The organism is Streptomyces sp. NPDC005820 (assembly GCF_040630255.1).
In the GTDB taxonomy this organism is placed as follows: domain Bacteria; phylum Actinomycetota; class Actinomycetes; order Streptomycetales; family Streptomycetaceae; genus Streptomyces.
Genome location: NZ_JBEXXE010000007.1, coordinates 200806 through 219130, shown reverse-complemented (window position 1 = coordinate 219130; position 18325 = coordinate 200806). Strand labels below are relative to the sequence as shown.

19 protein-coding genes are annotated in these 18325 nt (G+C 69.9%); 9 read left to right on the top strand and 10 right to left on the bottom strand.

Going from position 1 to position 18325, the window contains the following annotated elements; all coding sequences use genetic code 11:
• Window positions 1–58 precede the first annotated feature (58 nt).
• Entirely contained in the window at window positions 59–1189 is a 1131-nt protein-coding gene (locus ABZ464_RS11280) for an NAD(P)/FAD-dependent oxidoreductase (protein WP_359274235.1), read from the top strand.
• A gap of 98 nt (window positions 1190–1287) precedes the next feature.
• Here ABZ464_RS11280 and ABZ464_RS11275 read toward each other — a convergent pair whose 3' ends face one another.
• From ABZ464_RS11275 to ABZ464_RS11265, 3 genes are all read right to left on the bottom strand, one after another.
• The gene (locus ABZ464_RS11275; protein WP_359274233.1) at window positions 1288–2808 is read right to left on the bottom strand and encodes a cellulase family glycosylhydrolase; all 1521 of its coding nucleotides are present in this window, start codon (window positions 2806–2808) and stop codon (window positions 1288–1290) included.
• Window positions 2809–2955: 147 nt separating this feature from the next.
• Window positions 2956–3507 (bottom strand): hypothetical protein, encoded by a 552-nt coding sequence (locus ABZ464_RS11270; protein ID WP_359274231.1) that lies wholly within the window; start codon window positions 3505–3507, stop codon window positions 2956–2958.
• A 150-nt stretch (window positions 3508–3657) separates the two neighbouring features.
• Window positions 3658–4668 (bottom strand): WD40 repeat domain-containing protein, encoded by a 1011-nt coding sequence (locus ABZ464_RS11265; RefSeq protein ID WP_359274228.1) that lies wholly within the window; start codon window positions 4666–4668, stop codon window positions 3658–3660.
• An 89-nt stretch (window positions 4669–4757) separates the two neighbouring features.
• Between ABZ464_RS11265 and ABZ464_RS11260 the strand changes: the two genes are divergently transcribed.
• The 3 genes from ABZ464_RS11260 (at window position 4758) to ABZ464_RS11250 (ending at window position 7155) form a co-directional block, all read left to right on the top strand.
• Complete coding sequence (locus ABZ464_RS11260; RefSeq protein ID WP_359274225.1) at window positions 4758–5432, top strand: GDSL-type esterase/lipase family protein; 675 nt, start codon at window positions 4758–4760, stop codon at window positions 5430–5432.
• Window positions 5433–5529: 97 nt separating this feature from the next.
• A complete protein-coding gene (locus tag ABZ464_RS11255) occupies window positions 5530–6117 on the top strand; it encodes a Uma2 family endonuclease (RefSeq protein WP_359274222.1) in 588 nt (195 codons plus the stop codon).
• Window positions 6118–6165: 48 nt separating this feature from the next.
• The gene (locus tag ABZ464_RS11250) at window positions 6166–7155 is read left to right on the top strand and encodes an aldo/keto reductase (RefSeq protein WP_359274219.1); all 990 of its coding nucleotides are present in this window, start codon (window positions 6166–6168) and stop codon (window positions 7153–7155) included.
• Between the two features lie 214 nt (window positions 7156–7369).
• Here the strand turns inward: ABZ464_RS11250 and thpR are convergent, their stop codons facing one another.
• Window positions 7370–7942: an RNA 2',3'-cyclic phosphodiesterase gene (gene thpR / locus ABZ464_RS11245; RefSeq protein WP_359274216.1), complete on the bottom strand. Its 573-nt coding sequence runs from the start codon at window positions 7940–7942 to the stop codon at window positions 7370–7372.
• Between the two features lie 51 nt (window positions 7943–7993).
• Between thpR and ABZ464_RS11240 the strand changes: the two genes are divergently transcribed.
• Window positions 7994–8512, top strand: coding sequence for a GNAT family N-acetyltransferase (locus ABZ464_RS11240; RefSeq protein WP_359274213.1), 519 nt, complete (start codon window positions 7994–7996; stop codon window positions 8510–8512).
• Between the two features lie 45 nt (window positions 8513–8557).
• On the opposite strand, the gene ABZ464_RS11235 is transcribed toward ABZ464_RS11240, so the two are convergent.
• A complete protein-coding gene (locus ABZ464_RS11235) occupies window positions 8558–9907 on the bottom strand; it encodes an MFS transporter (RefSeq protein WP_359274210.1) in 1350 nt (449 codons plus the stop codon).
• Between the two features lie 27 nt (window positions 9908–9934).
• On the bottom strand, window positions 9935–10372 hold the full coding sequence (locus tag ABZ464_RS11230) for a MarR family transcriptional regulator (protein WP_359274207.1): 438 nt from the start codon (window positions 10370–10372) through the stop codon (window positions 9935–9937).
• 150 nt (window positions 10373–10522) lie between these two features.
• Here ABZ464_RS11230 and ABZ464_RS11225 point away from each other — a divergent pair, with 150 nt between their 5' ends.
• Window positions 10523–10705 carry a ribbon-helix-helix protein, CopG family gene (locus ABZ464_RS11225; protein WP_133912014.1) on the top strand — a complete coding sequence of 61 codons (183 nt, stop codon included), beginning with the start codon at window positions 10523–10525 and terminating at the stop codon, window positions 10703–10705.
• Between the two features lie 22 nt (window positions 10706–10727).
• Here the strand turns inward: ABZ464_RS11225 and ABZ464_RS11220 are convergent, their stop codons facing one another.
• Entirely contained in the window at window positions 10728–12179 is a 1452-nt protein-coding gene (locus ABZ464_RS11220; RefSeq protein ID WP_359274204.1) for an NCS2 family permease, read from the bottom strand.
• Window positions 12180–12296: 117 nt separating this feature from the next.
• Here ABZ464_RS11220 and ABZ464_RS11215 point away from each other — a divergent pair, with 117 nt between their 5' ends.
• Window positions 12297–12590 carry a DUF2530 domain-containing protein gene (locus ABZ464_RS11215; RefSeq protein ID WP_359274202.1) on the top strand — a complete coding sequence of 98 codons (294 nt, stop codon included), beginning with the start codon at window positions 12297–12299 and terminating at the stop codon, window positions 12588–12590.
• A 126-nt stretch (window positions 12591–12716) separates the two neighbouring features.
• On the top strand, window positions 12717–15083 hold the full coding sequence (locus ABZ464_RS11210) for an HAD-IC family P-type ATPase (RefSeq protein ID WP_359274199.1): 2367 nt from the start codon (window positions 12717–12719) through the stop codon (window positions 15081–15083).
• 57 nt (window positions 15084–15140) lie between these two features.
• On the opposite strand, the gene ABZ464_RS11205 is transcribed toward ABZ464_RS11210, so the two are convergent.
• The 3 genes from ABZ464_RS11205 to ABZ464_RS11195 all read right to left on the bottom strand — a co-directional run bounded on the left by ABZ464_RS11205 (window position 15141) and on the right by ABZ464_RS11195 (window position 17887).
• Window positions 15141–15938: a hypothetical protein gene (locus ABZ464_RS11205; protein WP_359274196.1), complete on the bottom strand. Its 798-nt coding sequence runs from the start codon at window positions 15936–15938 to the stop codon at window positions 15141–15143.
• Window positions 15939–16094: 156 nt separating this feature from the next.
• Entirely contained in the window at window positions 16095–16907 is an 813-nt protein-coding gene (locus ABZ464_RS11200; protein WP_359274193.1) for a hypothetical protein, read from the bottom strand.
• Window positions 16908–16948: 41 nt separating this feature from the next.
• Window positions 16949–17887 carry a hypothetical protein gene (locus ABZ464_RS11195; protein ID WP_359274190.1) on the bottom strand — a complete coding sequence of 313 codons (939 nt, stop codon included), beginning with the start codon at window positions 17885–17887 and terminating at the stop codon, window positions 16949–16951.
• A gap of 195 nt (window positions 17888–18082) precedes the next feature.
• Between ABZ464_RS11195 and ABZ464_RS11190 the strand changes: the two genes are divergently transcribed.
• A complete protein-coding gene (locus tag ABZ464_RS11190; RefSeq protein ID WP_359274187.1) occupies window positions 18083–18319 on the top strand; it encodes a hypothetical protein in 237 nt (78 codons plus the stop codon).
• The last annotated feature ends 6 nt before the right edge of the window (window positions 18320–18325 follow it).

The window sequence follows — 18325 nt, the reverse complement described above, 5'->3', positions numbered from 1 at the left end:
ACCTTTTCGGGGACGGCCGGCCGGAGTTCGCCGGGCGGCCCGATCCCGAGGAGCCTTCATGCACACCCCCGTCACGATCATCGGCGCCGGACTCGGCGGCCTCACCCTCGCCCGTGTCCTGCACGTCCACGGAATCCCGGTCACCGTCCACGAGGCGGAGCCCTCCGCGTCGGCGCGCACCCAGGGCGGGATGCTCGACATCCACGACCACAACGGGCAGCTCGCCCTCGGCGCGGCCGGCCTGATGGACGCGTTCCACGCCATCGTCCCGGAGGGCCGCCAGTCGATGCGGGTCCTCGACCCGGCCGGGACCGTCCTGATGGACAAGGCCGACGACGGCACCGGCGGCCGCCCCGAGGTACAGCGCGCCGAACTGCGGCGGATCCTGCTCGACTCGCTCCCGGCCGGAACCGTCCGCTGGGGCCGGCGGGCCGACGCCGTCCGCGCCCTCGGCGAGGGCCGCCACGAGGTGACGTTCACCGACGGCACCACCGTCGTCACCGGCCTGCTCGTCGGCGCCGACGGCGCCTGGTCACGGGTCCGGCCGCTGCTCTCCCCCGCCGTCCCCGAGTACACCGGCACGTCGTTCGTCGAGACCTACCTGTACGACGCCGACACCCGGCACCCCGCCGCCGCGCAGGCGGTCGGCGGCGGGTCGATGATCGCGCCCGAGCCGGGCAAGGAGATCTTCGCCCACCGCGAGAGCGGCGACACCCTGCACACCTATGTGGCGCTCACCCGGCCGCTGGACTGGTTCGCCGCCGTCGACTTCACCGATCCCGCCGCGGCGACCGCGCGGATCGCGGCCGAGTTCGACGGCTGGGCGCCCCAGCTCACCGCGCTCATCACCGACGGCGACACACCGCCGGTGCTCCGCCCCCACTACGCCCTGCCGACCGGACACCGGTGGGACCGGGTGCCGGGGGTGACCCTGCTCGGCGACGCCGCCCACCTCGCCGCCCCGAACGGCGAGGGCGCCAACCTGGCCATGCTCGACGGCGCCGAACTCGGCGAGGCCCTCGCCGCCCACCCGGACGACGTGGAGGCCGCGCTCACCGCGTACGAGGAGGCCATGTTCATCCGCAGCGCCGAGGCCGTCACCTTCGAGGGCGCCGAGCTCCAGGGGATCGACGCCGAGGGCAACACGGCACAGGACCTGATCGACCTGATCACCGGGGACGGCGGATGACGCCTGGGCCATCTGTCCGGCTGCGGGGCCCTCGTGGCCAGCGTCGAGCGAAGCGGGCGCCCGGGCTCTCCGAGGGCCGGGCGCCCGCCCCGCCGGGGTCAGGTCGCCGTACAGGTCACGGTCGGTGCCGTCCCGCCTCCGGGGGCGCCCCCGAAGCCGAGGCTCGCCGAGGCGCCCACCGGGATCGTGCCGTTGTGGGAGGCGTTCACCACAGTCACGGTCGTGCCGGTCTGGGTGTACGAGGCGTTCCACATGTTCGTGATCTGCCGGCCGCCGCTCCAGCTCCAGGTGACCTTCCAGGAACCGATCGCGGTCGTCCCGGTGTTGGTCACCTTCACCTCGGCGTTGAAGCCGCTGCCCCAGTCGCTGGTGACCGTGTAGGCGGCGGAACAGGCGGCCGTGCTCCCGCCGCCGCCCCCGCCCCCGCCGCCCGTCCCGGTGCCGGGGAAGCCCGGCGCCTTGACGCTCGCGAGATAGCCGTCCTTCACGGTGTCCACGGTCTGCCAGTCGTCCTTGAGGATCCCTCCCGTGTCACCGGAGTTGGGGTTCCAGGACCAGAAGGTCCAGTGGAAGGAGTCGGCGCCGTACGTCGACGTCGGGCGCAGATAGCTCACCAGGGCCGCCAGCCACTGCTGGTCGACCGTCGCGGCGAGCGTCGTACCGAACTCCCCCACCCACACCGGCGCGATGTTCTGCTTGAAGATGTAGCCCCAGTACTTGTCCCAGATCCCCGGCATGTTGGCGGGGAACGTCGGATCGCCGAACCAGCTCTGCTGGGCCACGCTGGTGGCGTAGTCGTGCGCCGAGTAGACGACCCGGTTCGCCACGCTCAGCTGCACCGGGTACTGCGCGACCCCCATCAGGTTGCCGCCCCACCAGCCGGAGACGCCGTTGAAGGTCTGCACGCCCTCGACGAAGATCAGCAGGTCGGGATTGACGGAGAGGACCGCGTTGCCGGCCCGCTGGGCGGCCAGCCGCCAGTCGGTCGCGGTGTCGCCGCAGCCCCAACAGGCCGGGTCGTGGGGCTCGTTGTGCAGATCGATGCCGACGACCGTGGACTGGCCCGCGTAACGGGTCGCCAGGGACTTGAGGTTGGCGATCCACGTCGACTCGGGGACGGCCGAGGTGTACCAGAGGGCCGACTGGCCGCCGGCGTCCGGGCGGTGCCGGTCGAGGATCACCTTGAGGCCGTCCTGACCGGCGTACGAGACGATCTTGTCGAGGATGCCCAGGGAGTTCAGCCCCTGCAGATCCGCGTTCTTGCCGCTGCTGAAGTCGATGCTGTTGGGGACGGTCGAGCTCTTGAAGATGTCGTCGCTGTACGGGATGCGGATCGTGTTGTAGCCCAGCGACTTCATCTGGTCGATCATGCTCTTGTAGTCGCGGGACCACAGGCCGTGGACGACGTAGTTGCCGGTCTCGAAGCCGAACCAGTTGATCCCGGCGATCCGGACCGGCTGCCCGGCCGCGTCGAGGATCTGCCGGCCGCTGGTGTGCCAGTAGCCTGCACCGGCGTCGGCGGCCGTCGGTGCCGCCTGGGCGGACTGCGCGCCCGCCGCCAGGGGGAGCAGCAGGGCCGCGGCGGCGGCGCACAGCGCTCTGCGGAGGTTGCGGAACATGGCGTTGCTTCCTCTCGGGGCGGCGCGGGCCCGGAACATATGGGAGCGCTCCCATACACCGCGCACCACCCAGGAAACTGACACTGCATGAGCGCGTCAAGGAGGGCGGCGGCACGGGCGCGGTGCCGCCGCCGGGAGAGCGCGGGATCAGGGACTGTCGATGCCCCCGAGGTCGACGGTGGCGCCGATGTCCTCGATCTCCCCGGTCGCCGTGACGCCCACGACGACCCGCACGAACCTGATCGGGTTCGGGGGGACGATCGGATTGGGCGGCACGAACGGGTTGATCTGGAGGAAGGCCGGGGAGGCGATCAACGGTGTGATCGGCCCCGGCGGGAAGGCCAGCACTTCGCTGTCCGCCCCGGCGAACAGATACCGCCCCCCGGTCGTCTGCCCCACACCGGTCGTGGGGCCCAGGGCGCTGATGATCCGGGCGGTGCCGCCGCCGCCCGGGTTCGTCCGGGTGACGACGGTGACGGCGAGGCTTCCGGTGACGTCGATGTCTTCCGTCGCGCCCGCGACCACGCCGCTCAACGCCAGGTTGGCGAAGCGCACATGGACGGCCGGGAGGGCGGCGGCCCCGGCCGGCTGGGCGCCGGCGAGGGCCACCGGGAGCGTCAGCGCCAGGGCGGCGAGAAGCAGACGGAGTTGACGAGCGACGCGTTTTCTCGCGGCGCGTATGGCGGCATGACCGCGCATCGGGTCTCCCAACGAGTGAGAGCGGGACCGCCTGCCCAGGACCTGTCCTGGTCCGCCCCCGTCCCGCGGGACACCTCAGCCTGACCGGAGGGCCGGACGGCTGTCGCGCGGTACGGCGCGGACGGGTGACACCGCCGCGCCGCGGGAGGCTCAGTTACGGCGGAGCAGCCGGCGGAAGCCGAAGAAGGCCGCGACGACGACGGCCACGGCGAGGGCGCCGAACTTGACGTTGCCGGTGGTCGCCGAGGAACCGGAGGAGTCCGAGGCGGAGTCGGAACCGCCCTTGCCCGAGGGCGACTTGGAGGCGGAGCCGCCGTCGGGGGCGTCCTCCGCGACGACCGAGCTCCCGGTGCCCTCGGTGCCGTACATCAGCTTGGTGCCGTCGGCCGAGTAGCTGACGGACTCCCCCTGCCGCTGCAGGGGCACGTCGAGCCGGCCCTCGCGCTTGATGTCGCCGCCGTTCCAGTCGTAGGAGATGCCGCCGAAGTAGCCGCGTACGGCGAGCTGGGTGCCGTCCGGGGAGAAGGCGGCGTCGGTGGCCCACAGGTCGACGGTGGCGACGGGCTTGAACACGTTCGTCCCGGAGGCGGACAGCTTGGCGGGCCCTTCGTAGAGATGCCCGCCGTCCTCGTTCTTGTCGATGATGTAGACGCGCCCGGTCCTGGGGTGGACGACCATCGACTCGGCGTCACGCGACCCGTCCGTGTACTTCACGACGTACTGCGTGGCGCGGATGGTCTGGTCGGTGAGGTTCTTGGGCTCGGGCAGCCGGTAGATCCATACGTAGGGCCAGGTCACGCCGTCGTTGTCGCCGATGTCACCGACGTAGATCTGGTTGTCGGGCCCGATGGCGACGGCCTCGACGTCCCGCTGCCGGCCCACTCCGCTCAGGGTGATCCGCGCGACCGTCCTGCCGGTACTGCTGTCGACCGCGTAGAGATAGCTGCCGGTGTCCTGGTCGTTGTGCGTCCAGTAGATGCCGGGGTGCTGGTGGGAGGCGGCGAGGCCGCTCGACTCGGTGATGCGCGCATCCTCGATGGTGAAACCCTTGTCCCCTTTGCCCCCCTTGTCGTCTGCGGCGGAGGCGGGCACGGCGAAGGCGCCCATGAGGAGGGTGGCGGCGAGGAGGGCCCCGGCTCGGGCGGCGAAGGGTCGGCGCATGCCCTCAAGCCTGCCATCCCGCCCGGGCGTTCCGTCGTCGTGGCCGGTCTCACACGCCATGCGCCGTCGTGATCCCTCATCATGAGCGGATGCTCAGGTTCATGCCCGTAGGCGACTCGATGACGATCGGAAGCGCGGGCGAACACACGTGGCGCTACCGCATGTGGCACCACCTGTGCACGACGTACGGCGGCCCGTTCACGCTGGTCGGCCCGCGCGAGACGCTCTACGACAAGGCGGCGGACGCCCCCGCCTCGCACGCGTACGCCGACCCGGGCTTCCCGCGCGCCCATCTGGCCGGCTGGGGCGAGGGCTGGCTGCACATGGCCCCGCTGATCGCCGACGCGGTCCGTGACTCACGGGCGGACGTGCTGCTCGTCTCCCTCGGCCTGATCGACCTCGGTTTCTACACCAACGCGGAGCAGACGGCGGACAACGCCCGCGCGTTCGTGGCCGAGGCCCGCTCGGCCAACCCGCGGATCCGCATGGTCTGGCTGCCGGTGATCCCGAACGTCCGCGCCGCCGACGACGCCGACTTCGCCACCCAGGTGGCCCTCTTCAACGAACTGCTCGCGAAGACCGCCGCCGACCTCGACGAGCCGGCCTCCCCGATCCTGCTGGCGTCGGTCCCGGAGACCTGGGACCTCCACACCGACACCTACGACGGCACCCACCCGAACACCCACGGCGAACACCGCCTGGCGGAGGCCTTCGCGGAGGCCATGCACCAGGGGTGGGGGCTGGGCGGGAAGTACGAGGGCTGAACCGCGGGCGCGGGTCTGCGCGTGTCCTGGTGACCGTGCGTATCGTTGTACTGCGCGGCGGCTCTCGACCGTGAGGCCGCCGGGGAGGAGCGCCAAGATGACCGTCCTTGAAGACAGGATCACGATGGCCGACGCGAACACCCAGCGCCTGGACGAGTGGTTCAAGCGGCTGGAGCACATGCCCGTCCCCGAAGGATTCAGGGTCGAGATCGTCGGGGGCAACGTCCACATGACACCGCAGCGGGACACCCACTGGGAGATCATCTTTCAGATCGCTCTGGCCCTGCGCAGCAGGTTCGGGAAGGGCTTGAGGGTCTTCTCGGACGTCCGCATCGATTTCCCCGGCCATGAGAACGGCTTCTGCCCGGACGTCGTCAAGCTACGCGAGTCCGCTGAGAAGGACGACGAGGGCCGCTGGCATTACGAAGACGTCGAGTTCGTCGCCGAGGTCATCTCCCGGGGCACGGCCGCCAACGACTACGGCCCCAAGAAGACGGCCTACGCGGTCGCCGAGGTCCCCGTCTACCTCATCGCGGATCCCTACCAGGGCCGCTGCTTCGTCTACACCGATCCCAAGGACGGTCACTACGTCACCAGCACGAGGGTCGACTTCGGCGGCGATGTCCACCTGGCGGGAACCGTCGTCGACCTCACCCTCAAGACCGACGACTTCCCCCGCGACTGACCGGTTGCCCTTGCCTGGAGCGCACTCCAAGACGTTGGCTTGAGTTCCATGAAGTACACGCAGCTCGGACGCACCGGACTCAAGGTCAGCCGACTCGTCCTCGGCACCATGAACTTCGGCCCGCAGACCGACGAGGCCGACTCCCACGCCATCATGGACTCGGCCCTGGACGCGGGCATCAACTTCTTCGACACGGCCAATGTCTACGGGTGGGGCGAGAACAAGGGCCGTACCGAGACGATCATCGGCAACTGGTTCGCGAAGGGCGGCGAGCGGCGCGACAAGGTCGTCCTCGCCACCAAGGTGTACGGCAACATGGCCGCCGACGGCGACGCCTGGCCCAACCACGACAAGCTCTCCGCCGTGAACATCCGGCGCGCGGTCGACGCGTCGCTCCAGCGGCTGCAGACCGACTACATCGACCTCTACCAGTTCCACCACATCGACCGCAGCACGCCCTTCGAGGAGATCTGGCAGGCCGTCGACGTCCTGGTCCAGCAGGGCAAGATCCTCTACGCCGGCTCGTCCAACTTCCCCGGCTACAAGATCGCGCAGGCCAACGAGACGGCGGCCCGGCGCGGCTCCTTCGGCCTGGTCAGCGAGCAGTGCCTCTACAACCTCGCCGAGCGCCGCGCCGAGATGGAGGTCATCCCGGCCGCGCAGGAGTACGGGCTCGGCGTCATCCCGTGGTCGCCGCTGCACGGCGGCCTGCTGGGCGGGGTCATCAAGAAGGAGGCCGAGGGCGGGCGCCGGGCGTCCGGGCGGGCCGCCGACACCCTCGCCAACCCCACCGCCCGCGCGCAGATCCAGGCCTACGAGGACCTGCTGGAAAAGCACGGCGTGGAGCCCGGTGAGGCCGCCCTGGCCTGGCTCCTCACCCGCCCTGGCGTGACGGGCCCGATCGTCGGCCCGCGCACGGCGGAGCAACTGGAGTCGGCGATCCGCGCGGCCGGCCTGGAGCTGAGCGAGGAGCTCCTGGAGGGCCTGGACGAGATCTTCCCGGGGACGGGCCCGTCCCCGGAGGCCTTCGCCTGGTAAAGGCTCTGGCTTTTCGCTTTTGGCTTTTCGCTTTTGGCTTTTGGGGGCGCGGGGAACTGCGCGATCAGCCACCTACGGTCCGCACCCGACCGACGACGTGCAGTTCCCCGAACTCCTACCTACCGAGCGCGGCCGCCAGGGCCACGACAACGAACATCAACACAAGCGCACCGGCCATGATCCGGTTCCGGGTCTTCGGGTCCACGCGTCGAGCCTAACCGGCCCCGCCGAGAGCCCATCGCCCGACCGGCTCATACCGGGGCTGCTCCCCCGGCACCCCGGACCTCGGCAGATGGCTGCGGACCAGGACCAGCTCCCGCACGGTCCAGGTCCGCCCCCGGAACCCGTGCAGCGCGTCGACGTACGGCCGTGCGTCCACCGCGTCCCGGCTGCGGGCCAGTGTGAGGTGGGCCTTGTAGCGACGGTGCTCCCCCATGTCGAGGCCCGCCTTCCGGGCCGCCGCCTCCGCCCGGTCGGCCAGCAGGCCAAGGGCCGGCACATCCCCCGCCGCCCCCGCCCACAGCGCCCGCCCGTGCCCGAACTGTCCCCCGCCCCGCACGGCCAGCTCGAAGGGCGCGCCGCGCCCGGCGGCCCGCTCGAGGCGTGCGGACAGCTCCGGTACGACGTCGTCGTCGACCTCGCCGTAGAACGCGAGCGTGAAGTGCCACCCGTCCCGGCCGGTCCACCGCAGGCCCTCGGCACCGGGCAGCCGGCGCAACTCGTTCACCTCGGTGGCGAGTTCATGGACGACGTCATCCGGGGGCAGCACGGCCGCGAAGAGTCTCATGTCCCCGATTTTCCCGGCTCGGGCGGCCGTCCGCCTGCATGATGGGGTGCCATGGAGATCACCATCAGGGACGGCGGGCCCGATGACGTCCCCGCGATGCTCGGCATGCTCGACAGCAGCGTGGCGTGGCTCGTCGCACAGGGGCGCACCGGGCAGTGGGGGACCAAGCCGCTCTCGGAGAGCCCCAGGACCGTGGAGTCGGTCGTGCGGTACATGGAGGAGGGCACGGCGTTCGTCGCCGAGGTCGACGGGGTGCCGGCGGGCACCCTCACCCTGACCGACGCCCCCGGCGCCTACCTCGCGCATCTCCCGCCGCCCGGCGAGCCGGAGCGGTACATCCACTGGCTCGCCTCGGACCGGCGTTTCAAGGGCCTCGGCGTGGGCGGCGCGCTGCTGGCGCACGCGGCCGGGGAGACCCGGCGGGCGGGTGTCGCCCTGCTGCGGGTGGACTGCTACGCCGGTGACGACCGCAAGCTGGTCGCCTACTACGAGGCCAACGGCTTCACCCCGACGCACGCGTTCACCGTGCAGGACGCGTGGCCGGGGCAGCTGCTGGAGCGGCGGGTGTGATCCCGTGGGGGCCGGTCGGGGCCGGTCGGGCCGGTCGGGGGCCGGTCACCCCACGGTGGCCAGTTCCCCGCTCTCGCGCGGTACGAACCGCACCCGGGGGTGGCCGTGGTGCCAGCCGACCGAGAGCCGGAGGTTGCCGACGCGGGCCAGGACGAGGCCGATGGTGACGGCGGCCGTCGCGGCGATCGCGCCGCCCACCGCGAGGCCCGCGCGGACGCCGTACGCATCGGTGACCCAACCCGCTATCGGCGCGCCGACGGGCGAGCCGCCGAGGAACACCATCATGTAGAGGGCCATGACCCGGCCGCGCATGGCGGGGTCGGTGCCCATCTGGATGCTGGTGTTGGCGGTGACGTTGATCGTCATGCCGAACATGCCGATCGGGGCCATGAGCAGGGCGAACAGCCACAGTGAGGGGGCGGTCGCGGCGAGGATCTCCATCGCGCCGAACAGCACGGCCGCCCCGATCATCACCCGCATCCGGGCCGTGCCGCGCCGGGCGGCGAGCAGGGCGCCGGCCAGCGAGCCGACCGCCATCAGGGTGTTGAAGAGGCTGTAGGAGCCGGCGCCGGCGTGGAAGACGTCGTCGGCGAAGGCGGAGAGGTACACGGGGAAGTTGAAGCCGAAGGTGCCGACGAACCCGACCAGGATGATCGTCCAGATGAGGTCGGGGCGGCCCGCCACATAGTGGAGCCCCTCTCTGAGCTGGCCCTTGCCGCGCGGGGCGCGCTCGACGACGTGAAGCTCGCGGGCGCGCATCAGCAGCAGGCCCGCTATGGGCGCGACGAAGGACAGGCCGTTGAAGAGGAAGGCCCAGCCGGTGCCCACACCGGTGATCATCAGGCCGGCGACGGCCGGACCGACCAGGCGGGCGGACTGGAAGTTCGCGGAGTTCAGGCTGACCGCGTTCTGGAGCTGGTCCGGGCCGACCATCTCGGAGACGAAGGACTGGCGGGCCGGGTTGTCGACGACCGTGGCGAGGCCGACGGCGAAGGCGGCCAGATAGACGTGCCAGATCTGGACGTGGCCGGAGAGGGTGAGGAGCGCGAGGGCGATGCCGGTGAGGGCCATCGAGGTCTGGGTGACCAGCAGGGTGCGGCGCCTCGGCAGGCGGTCGACGAGGACCCCGCCGTAGAGGCCGAAGAGCAGCATCGGCAGGAACTGCAGGGCCGTGGTGACGCCGACGGCCGTGGCGGAGCCGGTGAGGCTCAGGACCAGCCAGTCCTGCGCTATCCGCTGCATCCAGGTGCCGATGTTCGAGACGACCTGGCCGGCGAAGAACAGGCGGTAGTTCCTGACCCTCAGCGAGCTGAACATCGAGGATCCGGTCGCAGGGGCGGGGGTGTCGGGGGTGGTCGGTGCGGGGGCGGAGTCTGCTCCGGGTCCCGTACTCAACAGGGTTCGCCTCCTCGTTACTGCGGCTTACAGGTGTGCGAGCTTCTCCAGCACGGGGGCGGCGGCGCGCAGTTTCGCCCACTCGTCCTCGTCGAGGCCGTCGACCAGGGTGGCCAGGAAGGCGTTCCGCTTGCGGCGGGACTCCTCGAGCATGGTCTCGGCCTGCTCGGTCTTGGTGACGACCTTCTGGCGCCGGTCCTCGGGGTGCGGTTCCAGCCGGACCAGGCCCTTGGCCTCCAGCAGCGCCACGATGCGGGTCATCGAGGGCGGCTGGACGTGCTCCTTGCGGGCGAGTTCGCCCGGTGTGGCGCTGCCGCAGAGGGAGAGGGTGCCGAGCACCGACATCTCGGTGGGGCTCAGCGACTCGTCGACCCGCTGGTGTTTGAGCCGACGGGAGAGCCGCATCACTGCGGACCGGAGCGAGTTCACGGCGGCCGCGTCGTCGCCATGGGTGAGGTCAGGCATCTCTTTAGAGTAACTCATTACCCTGGCTAAACAAGCTGGCGCGGGCCAGGATTCCCGTGAGTCCGGCCACGGAAACCGTTTCATCACTCGAACGAGTGAGACGCGCGCGGAAAGTCACTGACGTACGGCACGGGGCGCGACCCTCGACTCATGGGGACCACTGTGCTCAGCCTGCGGATAGACGGGGAGCTGCTCGAACGGCTCCGGCAGCATGCCGCCAAACGCGGAATGAGCGTCCAGGACTATGTCGTCCAGACGCTCATTCGCGATGACTTCGACCAGCGCTTCCAGTCGGCCGTCGAGGAGACCGAGAAGTTCTACGGGCTCACCTGAGGCCCTGGGCCGCGGGCTTCGGTCAGGTCAGACCGAGGGCCGGCATCAGGTAGTAGAACGTGAAGACCGCCGAGACCACGTACATCGGGACCGGGATCTCACGGGCCCGGCCCGCCACCAGGCGCAGCAGCACGAAGGTGATGAAGCCCATGCCGATGCCGTTGGTGATGGAGTAGGTGAACGGCATCATCACCATCGTGATGAAGGCCGGGACGGCGATCGTGTAGTCGGCCCAGTCGATCTCCTTGACCGAGTTCGCCAGGATCATGAAGCCCACCGCGAGCAGCGCGGGGGTGGCGGCCTGGGACGGGACCATCGTGGCGACCGGCGTGAGGAACAGCGCGACGGTGAAGAGGCCGCCCGTGACGAGGTTCGCGAAACCGGTGCGGGCGCCCTCGCCGACCCCGGCGGTGGACTCCACGAAGGCGGTGGTGGCCGAGGAGGAGCTGGCGCCGCCGGCGGCCACGGCGAGACCGTCCACGAAGAGGACCTTGTTGATGCCGGGCATCTCACCCTTGGCGTCGGTCAGCCTGGCCTCGTCGGAGACGCCCATGATCGTGCCCATCGCGTCGAAGAAGCACGACAGCAGGACCGTGAAGACGAACAGGACGCCCGTCAGCACGCCGACCTCGCCGAAGCCGCCGAACAGACTGACGTCGCCGATCAGCCCGAAGTCGGGGGTGGCGACCGGGTTGCCGGGCCACTCGGGGGTGGTCAGGCCCCAGGACGGGACGTGCGCGACCGCGTTGATGATCAGCGCGAGGACCGTCATGGCGACGATCGAGATCAGGATCGCGCCCGGGACCTTGCGGACGATCAGGGCGAGGGTGAGCAGCGCGCCCAGGATGAACACCAGGACCGGCCAGCCGACCAGATGACCGTCGGCGCCGAGCTGGAGCGGGACGGTGGTGTGGGCGGCGTCCGGGATCCGGGAGACGAAACCGGAGTCCACCAGACCGATCAGCATGATGAACAGGCCGATACCGATCGAGATCGCCTTGCGCAGTCCGAAGGGGACCGCGTTCATGACGCGCTCCCGCAGACCGGTGGCCACCAGGAGCATCACGATGAGGCCGGCCAGCACGACCATGCCCATCGCGTCCGGCCAGGACATCCGGGGGGCGAGCTGGAGCGCGACCACGGAGTTCACGCCGAGCCCCGCCGCCAGCGCGATCGGCACATTGCCGATGACGCCCATGAGGAGCGTGGTGAAGGCGGCGGTCACACAGGTGGCGGTGACGAGCTGGCCGTTGTCCAGCTGATGCCCGTACATGTCCTTCGCGCTGCCGAGGATGATCGGATTCAGCACGATGATGTACGCCATCGCGAAGAAAGTGGCGAAACCGCCCCGGATCTCGCGGGGCAGGGAGCTGCCGCGCTCGGAGATCTTGAAGTAGCGGTCGAGTGCGCCGTAGGCGGGCCTGGCTCCCGGCTGATCAGGGGCAGGGACCTTGGCGGGGGCCGAGGTGGGCATATATTTGGTGTTTCCTACGAAGAGAAGCAGTCAGACTCAAACTGTTTCAGTATGAACATATAAGGTTCCGCTCGGCCATCTCCGCGCGTAGATGTGACCACCTCGTAAGCTGTCCCCATGGCGAAGTGGACACCCAAGCATGAGGCTCCGGAGCCCCTTGAAGGGCCCGTGGTCCCGGTCATCACCGGCGGCACGATCATCTGGTTCGTCCTCTTCCTCGTCCAGCTCCCCTTCTACGGCTGGTTCGACGACCACGGCCATCTGTGGTGGCTGTGGACCTGCCTGGCCGGGGGCGCGCTGGGTCTTCTCGGCATCCAGATCACCCGCAGCCGGGACGCGGCGATCAAGCGGGCCGAGGCGGCGGCGCAGGCCGAACGGCCGCAGGAGCCCGAGCAGGCTCCCGCCGAATAGGCGAACAGCCGAACAGCCGAGTAGCCGAGTAGCCGTACACCCCCCGCATTAGCGGCCTCCTCCCCAGGTCGGATCTTCCGCACCTTCGGGGGGTGAACCCCCAAATCCGCACGTACCGTCGATTCCATGACCCATCTCGACGCGACCACCACCGTGCCGGCGGCGACCGGGCTCACCGCCGCCGAGGTCGCGGAGCGCGTCGCACGCGGTCAGGTCAACGACGTCCCCGTGCGCAGCAGCCGGTCCATCGGGGAGATCGTCCGGGCGAACGTGTTCACCCGGTTCAACGCGATCATCGGCGTCCTGTGGCTGATCGTGCTCGTCGTCGCCCCCTTCCAGGACGGCCTCTTCGGGTTCGTCATCCTCGCCAACACCGGGATCGGGATCATCCAGGAGTGGCGGGCCAAGCAGACCCTGGACTCCCTCGCCGTCATCGGCGAGGTCCGGCCCACCGTCCGCCGGGACGGCACGGCGGTCGAGCTGACCACCTCCGACCTCGTCCTGGACGACCTCGTCGAGATCGGCCCCGGGGACAAGGTCGTCGTCGACGGGGTGTGCGTCGAGGCGGACGGCCTCGAGATCGACGAGTCGCTGCTCACCGGCGAGGCCGACCCGGTGGTCAAACGCCCCGGGGACCAGGTCATGTCCGGCAGCTTCGTGGTGGCCGGCGGCGGCGCCTTCCGGGCGACCAGGGTGGGGCGCCAGGCGTACGCCGCCCAGCTCGCCGAGGAGGCCTCCCGGTTCACCCTCGTCCACTCCGAGCTGCGCTCCGGCATCTCCACGATCCTCAAGTACGTGACCTGGATGATGATCCCGGCCGCGATCGGCCTGGTCGTCACCCAGCTGTTCGTGAAGAACAACGACCTCAAGGAATCCATCGCCCGGACCGTCGGCGGGATCGTCCCGATGGTCCCGGAGGGCCTGGTCCTGCTCACCTCCGTCGCCTTCGCCATCGGCGTGATCCGGCTCGGCCGCAAACAGTGCCTGGTGCAGGAACTGCCCGCCATCGAGGGCCTCGCCCGCGTCGACACCGTCTGCCTGGACAAGACCGGCACCCTCACCGAGGGCGGTATGGACGTCACCGGGCTGCGCGCCCTCGACGGCGCCGACGAGACGTACATCCGCCAGGTGCTCGGCGCGCTCGGCGAGTCCGACCCCCGGCCGAACGCGTCCCTGCGGGCCATCCTCGACGCCTACCCCGACGCCGAGGAGTGGCGCTGCACCGAGGCCCTCCCCTTTTCCTCCGCCCGCAAGTACAGCGGCGCCACCTTCAGCGAGGGCAACGGCGAGAGCAGCACCTGGCTGCTGGGCGCGCCGGACGTGCTGCTCGACGACGGCGCCCCCGCCCTCGCCGAGACCGGGCGGCTCAACGAGCAGGGCCTGCGGGTGCTGCTGCTCGCCCGGGCCGTACGGGAACTGAGCGATCCCGGCGTCGCCGAGGGAGCGGGCGCGGTCGCCCTCGTCGTACTGGAACAGCGGCTGCGGCCCGACGCGGCGGACACCCTGCGCTACTTCGCCGAGCAGGACGTCCGCGCCAAGGTGATCTCCGGGGACAACGCGGTGTCGGTCGGGGCGGTCGCCGCCAAGCTGGGGCTCCAGGGCCGTACGGTCGACGCGCGGCGGCTGCCCGGGGAGCCCGACGCGATGGCCGCGGCCCTCGACGAGGGCACGGTCTTCGGGCGGGTCACCCCGCAGCAGAAGCGGGACATGGTCGGGGCGCTCCGGTCCCGGGGGCACACGGTCGCGATGACCGGCGACGGAGTCAACGACGTGCTCGCGCTCAAGGACGCGGACATCGGCGTCGCGATGGGATCGGGCTCGGAGGCGACCCGGGCCGTCGCGCAGATCGTGCTGCTGAACAACAGCTTCGCCACCCTGCCGTCGGTGGTGGCGGAGGGGCGGCGGGTGATCGGCAACATCACCCGGGTCGCGACCCTGTTCCTGGTGAAGACGGTCTACTCGGTGCTGCTGGCGCTGCTGGTGGTGTGCTGGCAGGTCGAGTACCCGTTCCTGCCCCGGCACCTGACCCTGCTGTCCACCCTCACCATCGGCGTCCCGGCCTTCTTCCTCGCCCTCGCCCCCAACAAGGAGCGGGCCCGGCCGCATTTCGTGCGGCGCGTGATGCGGTACTCGATCCCGGGCGGGGTGGTGGCGGGGGCGGCCACCTTCGTGACGTATCTGATCGCCCGTCACCACTACAGCGGCGCGGGGGCGTTGGAGGCGGAGACCAGCGTGGCCACCCTGACGCTGTTCCTGATCTCCCTGTGGGTGCTGGCGATCGTGGCGCGGCCGTACACGTGGTGGCGGGTGGTGCTGGTCGCCTCCATGGGCGCGGGGTTCCTGGTGGTGCTGGTGGTGCCGTGGCTGCAGGACTTCTTCGCGTTGCGGCTGGTGGGGATGACGATGCCGTGGGTGGGGGTGGGGGTTGCGGGGGTGGCGGCGGTCGGGTTGGAGATCGTGTGGAGGTGGGTCGACCGCCGCGGTTCCGTTTAGCTTCGGGTGCGGGTGCGTGGGGCCTTGTCGCGCAGTTCCCCGCGCCCCTCACTTGCGTTACTGGACGTCGATGTAATCCGCTGCGGAGTTCACCGGGGCCGTGGTCGTCGTGCCCGCGAAGACGTAGCGGTAGTAGCCGTCCGCGGAGGCCGTGACCGTGGTCTTCAGGGTGCCCGTCGAGCTGGTCTTGATGGTCTTGACCGTCGTGTAGGCGGTCGCGCCCTTCTTCTTGAACTGCAGCTTGACCGGCTGGGTGGCGTAGCCCGCGTACTTGTTGGTGTCCCAGTTGGCGCGGGAGAGCTTGCCGGTGACCGTGATGGTCTTGCCCTTCTTCACCGGCTCCGGGGTGGCGTCGGTGGTGAGGGTGGCCTTGCGGAGGACCTTGGTGGTGCCGAGGCCGCCCTGGTACGTGACGCCGCCGGCCGCGTTGGCCGCGAGGGCGCCCAGCTTCCAGGTGCCGGCATCGGCGTTGGTCAGATCGAGGTCCGTGTCGGAGGACTTCGGGCGGAACTGGATCTTCGCCGTGCACTTCAGGACGGTCGAGGAGGACTTGGTGCAGGTGGCGACGTCGTCGCCGGCGAGACCGTCGGAGTCGTCGCCGAGGGTGGTACCGCGGTAGAGCACCGGCAGGCTCGCGAAGGTGTTCGGGTCCAGGCTCGCGGGCTTGGTCAGCGTGTAGGTGGCCGTGACGGTGACCGTCGTCGTGGGGCCGACGACGATGTTCTTGCCGCTGTTGACCTTCAGCGCGGAGAAGGTGACGGCGGGACCGGCCGGGGCGGCCTGCGCGGCGGGCACGGCGAGGGCGGTCAGGGCCACGGCGCCGGAAGCGGCGAGGACGAGGGCGCGTATGCGCATGTGCGTTCCCCATGAGGAGAGAAGGATCTCGGGAGTCTGTTGACTCACCTGCTAGATCCGTGGCTCCTGGGGCGAGTTGTACCGGAAAAGGTAAGGAGAGGGGAAGAATGCCTTCCCCTCTCCTTGGGCCTTGCTCCGGGACCTTGCCCGCGCGTCCTACTTCACGTCGATGAAGTCGGCGGCGGAGGTGACCGGAGCGGTCGTGGTGGTGCCGGCGAAGACGTAACGGAAGTAGCCGTCCGCCGTCGCCTTGACCGTGGTCTTGAGCGTGCCGGTGGAGCTGCTCTTGATGGTCTTCACCGTCGTGTAGGCGGTGGCGCCCTTCTTCTTGAACTGCAGCTTGACCGGCTGGGTGGCGTAACCGGCGTTCTTGTTGGTGTCCCAGTTGGCGCGCGCCAGCTTGCCGGTGACCGTGATGGTCTTGCCCTTCTTCACCGGCTCCGGGGTGGCGTTGGTGGTGAGGGTGGCCTTGCGGAGGATTTTGGTGGTGCCGAGGCCGGTCTGCCACTTGAAATCGTCCGGGCTGTCGACGTCGTTGGGGACGGCGAGGGCGCCGACCTTCCAGGTGCCGGCCTGGCTGTTGGTCAGGTCGTCGTAGTCGTCGCTCTCGGTGGGCCGGAACTGGATCTTCGCGGTGCACTTGAGGACCGTGCTCGAGGACGCGGTGCAGGTGCCCGGGTCGTCGCCGAGGATCGAGTCGGTGTTCTCGTTCAGGGTGGTGCCCCGGTAGAGGACGGGACCGTGCAGGAAGGAGCTCGTGCTGAGGTCCGCGGGCTTGGTCAGGGTGTACGACACGCTGACGGTGACCTTGGTCGAGGGACCGACCACGATGCTCTTGCCGGCGTTGACCTTCATGTTGGAGAAGGTCACGTCGGGCGCCGCCGTCGGCGCGGCCTGGGCGGCCGGAACGGCGACGGCGGAGAGGGCGACGGCGCCGAGTACGGCCGTCACCGAAGCGCGAATGCGCATGCTGTTCCTCGGGTGGAGAGAAGTACGGGTGTCTGGGGTGCTCACTTGACGTCGACGAAGTCACCCGCGGCGTTGACCGCCGGGGTCGTCGAGGTGCCCGCGAAGCTGTAGCGGAAGTAGCCGTCCGCCGACGCCTTGACCGTGGTCTTGAGGGTGCCGGTGGAGCTGGTCTTGATGGTCTTCAGGGTGGTGTAGGTGGAGCTGTTCTTCTTGCGGAACTGGAGCTTCACCGGCTGGGCCGCGTAGCCGTGGTACTTGTTGTCGTCCCAGTTGGCGCGGGACAGCTTGCCCGTGACGGTGATGGTCTTCCCCTTCTTCACCGGCTCGGGGGAGGCGTTGACGGTCAGCTTGGAGAGACGCTGGAGCTTGGTGGTGGCGAGCTTGTCCTGCTCGGCGTAACCGACCTTGGACCAGTCGATGTCGTCGATGTCGACGCCCAGCTGGTCGTTGAAGTCGATGACGTAGCCGCCGGCCTTCCAGGAGGTGGCGTCGACGTTGTTCAGCTCCTGGCCGGGGTAGACGTCGATGGTCCCCTTGCAGCTGGCGACGGTGGACGAGGTCGCCGTGCAGGTGGGCCAGTCGTCGCCCCAGAGCAGGTTGGCGGGCGAGTCGTAGGCGGTGCCGCGGTAGATCTCGACGTCCAGGAAGACGTCCGGGGCGGAGAGGTCGAAGCCCGCCTCGTGCGTGACCTTGTACGTGACCGGCACGCTCACGTGGCCGCTGGTGCCCGCGACGATCGGCTTGCCGTTGTTGATCTTCACGGCGGAGAAGGTGACGTTCAGCGGGTACGGGACGCCGTCGGCGGCAGGGGTCGCCCCGGTGAAGGCCGTCTTGCCGGAGGCGGCCTGCGCCGCGGCGGCCGCCTTCTGGACGTCGTCCTTGCCGTACGAGGATCCGCCGGCGGCCTGGGCGGCCGGGACGGCGAGAGCGGAGAGAGCCAGGGCGCCGGTGACGGCGGCCACGGTGGCACGGATGCGCATGCAATCCCCCGGTGAAGAAAAGGACCCTGGCTGCGGTCGATCCCTACGGCTCGTCTCGGACAGGGCCCATGTGTTGGTGAAGCCTGTTGGCTCATGAGGTGAGATCGCCGACGGATGTGAATAGTTGTACGAAGTGAAGAAGATTTTCTGACAGTCTCTCCGCTGGGCGGGGAGTGGCTGAGCGAAAGGCGATCCGTGCAGTTTCTGATCACCCGTTATGCGAAGGACGGGGACTTCCCCGACTCCTCCACCGATGTCACCGCCGCCGGTGCGGAGGCCTTCGCCGGCCTTCTGGGCGTTCCGGCGGACCACCTGGTCGGCGTGTACCCGTTGACGGCGGCCCATGCCGAGCGCGTCCACCGGCTGACCGGTGTCGCGCTCGACCTGGAGCAGTACGACTACTTTCTCGAACCCGAGGCGGACCCCATGTGACGCCCG

Excerpts from the sequence above, each read along its gene's own strand:
- ABZ464_RS11280 (WP_359274235.1), top strand. The coding sequence starts at position 59 with ATGCACACCCCCGTCACGATCATCGGCGCCGGACTCGGCGGCCTCACC.
- ABZ464_RS11275 (WP_359274233.1), bottom strand. The coding sequence starts at position 2,808 with ATGTTCCGCAACCTCCGCAGAGCGCTGTGCGCCGCCGCCGCGGCCCTG.
- ABZ464_RS11270 (WP_359274231.1), bottom strand. The coding sequence starts at position 3,507 with ATGCGCGGTCATGCCGCCATACGCGCCGCGAGAAAACGCGTCGCTCGT.
- ABZ464_RS11265 (WP_359274228.1), bottom strand. The coding sequence starts at position 4,668 with ATGCGCCGACCCTTCGCCGCCCGAGCCGGGGCCCTCCTCGCCGCCACC.
- ABZ464_RS11260 (WP_359274225.1), top strand. The coding sequence starts at position 4,758 with ATGCTCAGGTTCATGCCCGTAGGCGACTCGATGACGATCGGAAGCGCG.
- ABZ464_RS11255 (WP_359274222.1), top strand. The coding sequence starts at position 5,530 with ATGACCGTCCTTGAAGACAGGATCACGATGGCCGACGCGAACACCCAG.
- ABZ464_RS11250 (WP_359274219.1), top strand. The coding sequence starts at position 6,166 with ATGAAGTACACGCAGCTCGGACGCACCGGACTCAAGGTCAGCCGACTC.
- thpR (WP_359274216.1), bottom strand. The coding sequence starts at position 7,942 with ATGAGACTCTTCGCGGCCGTGCTGCCCCCGGATGACGTCGTCCATGAA.
- ABZ464_RS11240 (WP_359274213.1), top strand. The coding sequence starts at position 7,994 with ATGGAGATCACCATCAGGGACGGCGGGCCCGATGACGTCCCCGCGATG.
- ABZ464_RS11230 (WP_359274207.1), bottom strand. The coding sequence starts at position 10,372 with ATGCCTGACCTCACCCATGGCGACGACGCGGCCGCCGTGAACTCGCTC.
- ABZ464_RS11225 (WP_133912014.1), top strand. The coding sequence starts at position 10,523 with ATGGGGACCACTGTGCTCAGCCTGCGGATAGACGGGGAGCTGCTCGAA.
- ABZ464_RS11220 (WP_359274204.1), bottom strand. The coding sequence starts at position 12,179 with ATGCCCACCTCGGCCCCCGCCAAGGTCCCTGCCCCTGATCAGCCGGGA.
- ABZ464_RS11215 (WP_359274202.1), top strand. The coding sequence starts at position 12,297 with ATGGCGAAGTGGACACCCAAGCATGAGGCTCCGGAGCCCCTTGAAGGG.
- ABZ464_RS11210 (WP_359274199.1), top strand. The coding sequence starts at position 12,717 with ATGACCCATCTCGACGCGACCACCACCGTGCCGGCGGCGACCGGGCTC.
- ABZ464_RS11205 (WP_359274196.1), bottom strand. The coding sequence starts at position 15,938 with ATGCGCATACGCGCCCTCGTCCTCGCCGCTTCCGGCGCCGTGGCCCTG.
- ABZ464_RS11200 (WP_359274193.1), bottom strand. The coding sequence starts at position 16,907 with ATGCGCATTCGCGCTTCGGTGACGGCCGTACTCGGCGCCGTCGCCCTC.
- ABZ464_RS11195 (WP_359274190.1), bottom strand. The coding sequence starts at position 17,887 with ATGCGCATCCGTGCCACCGTGGCCGCCGTCACCGGCGCCCTGGCTCTC.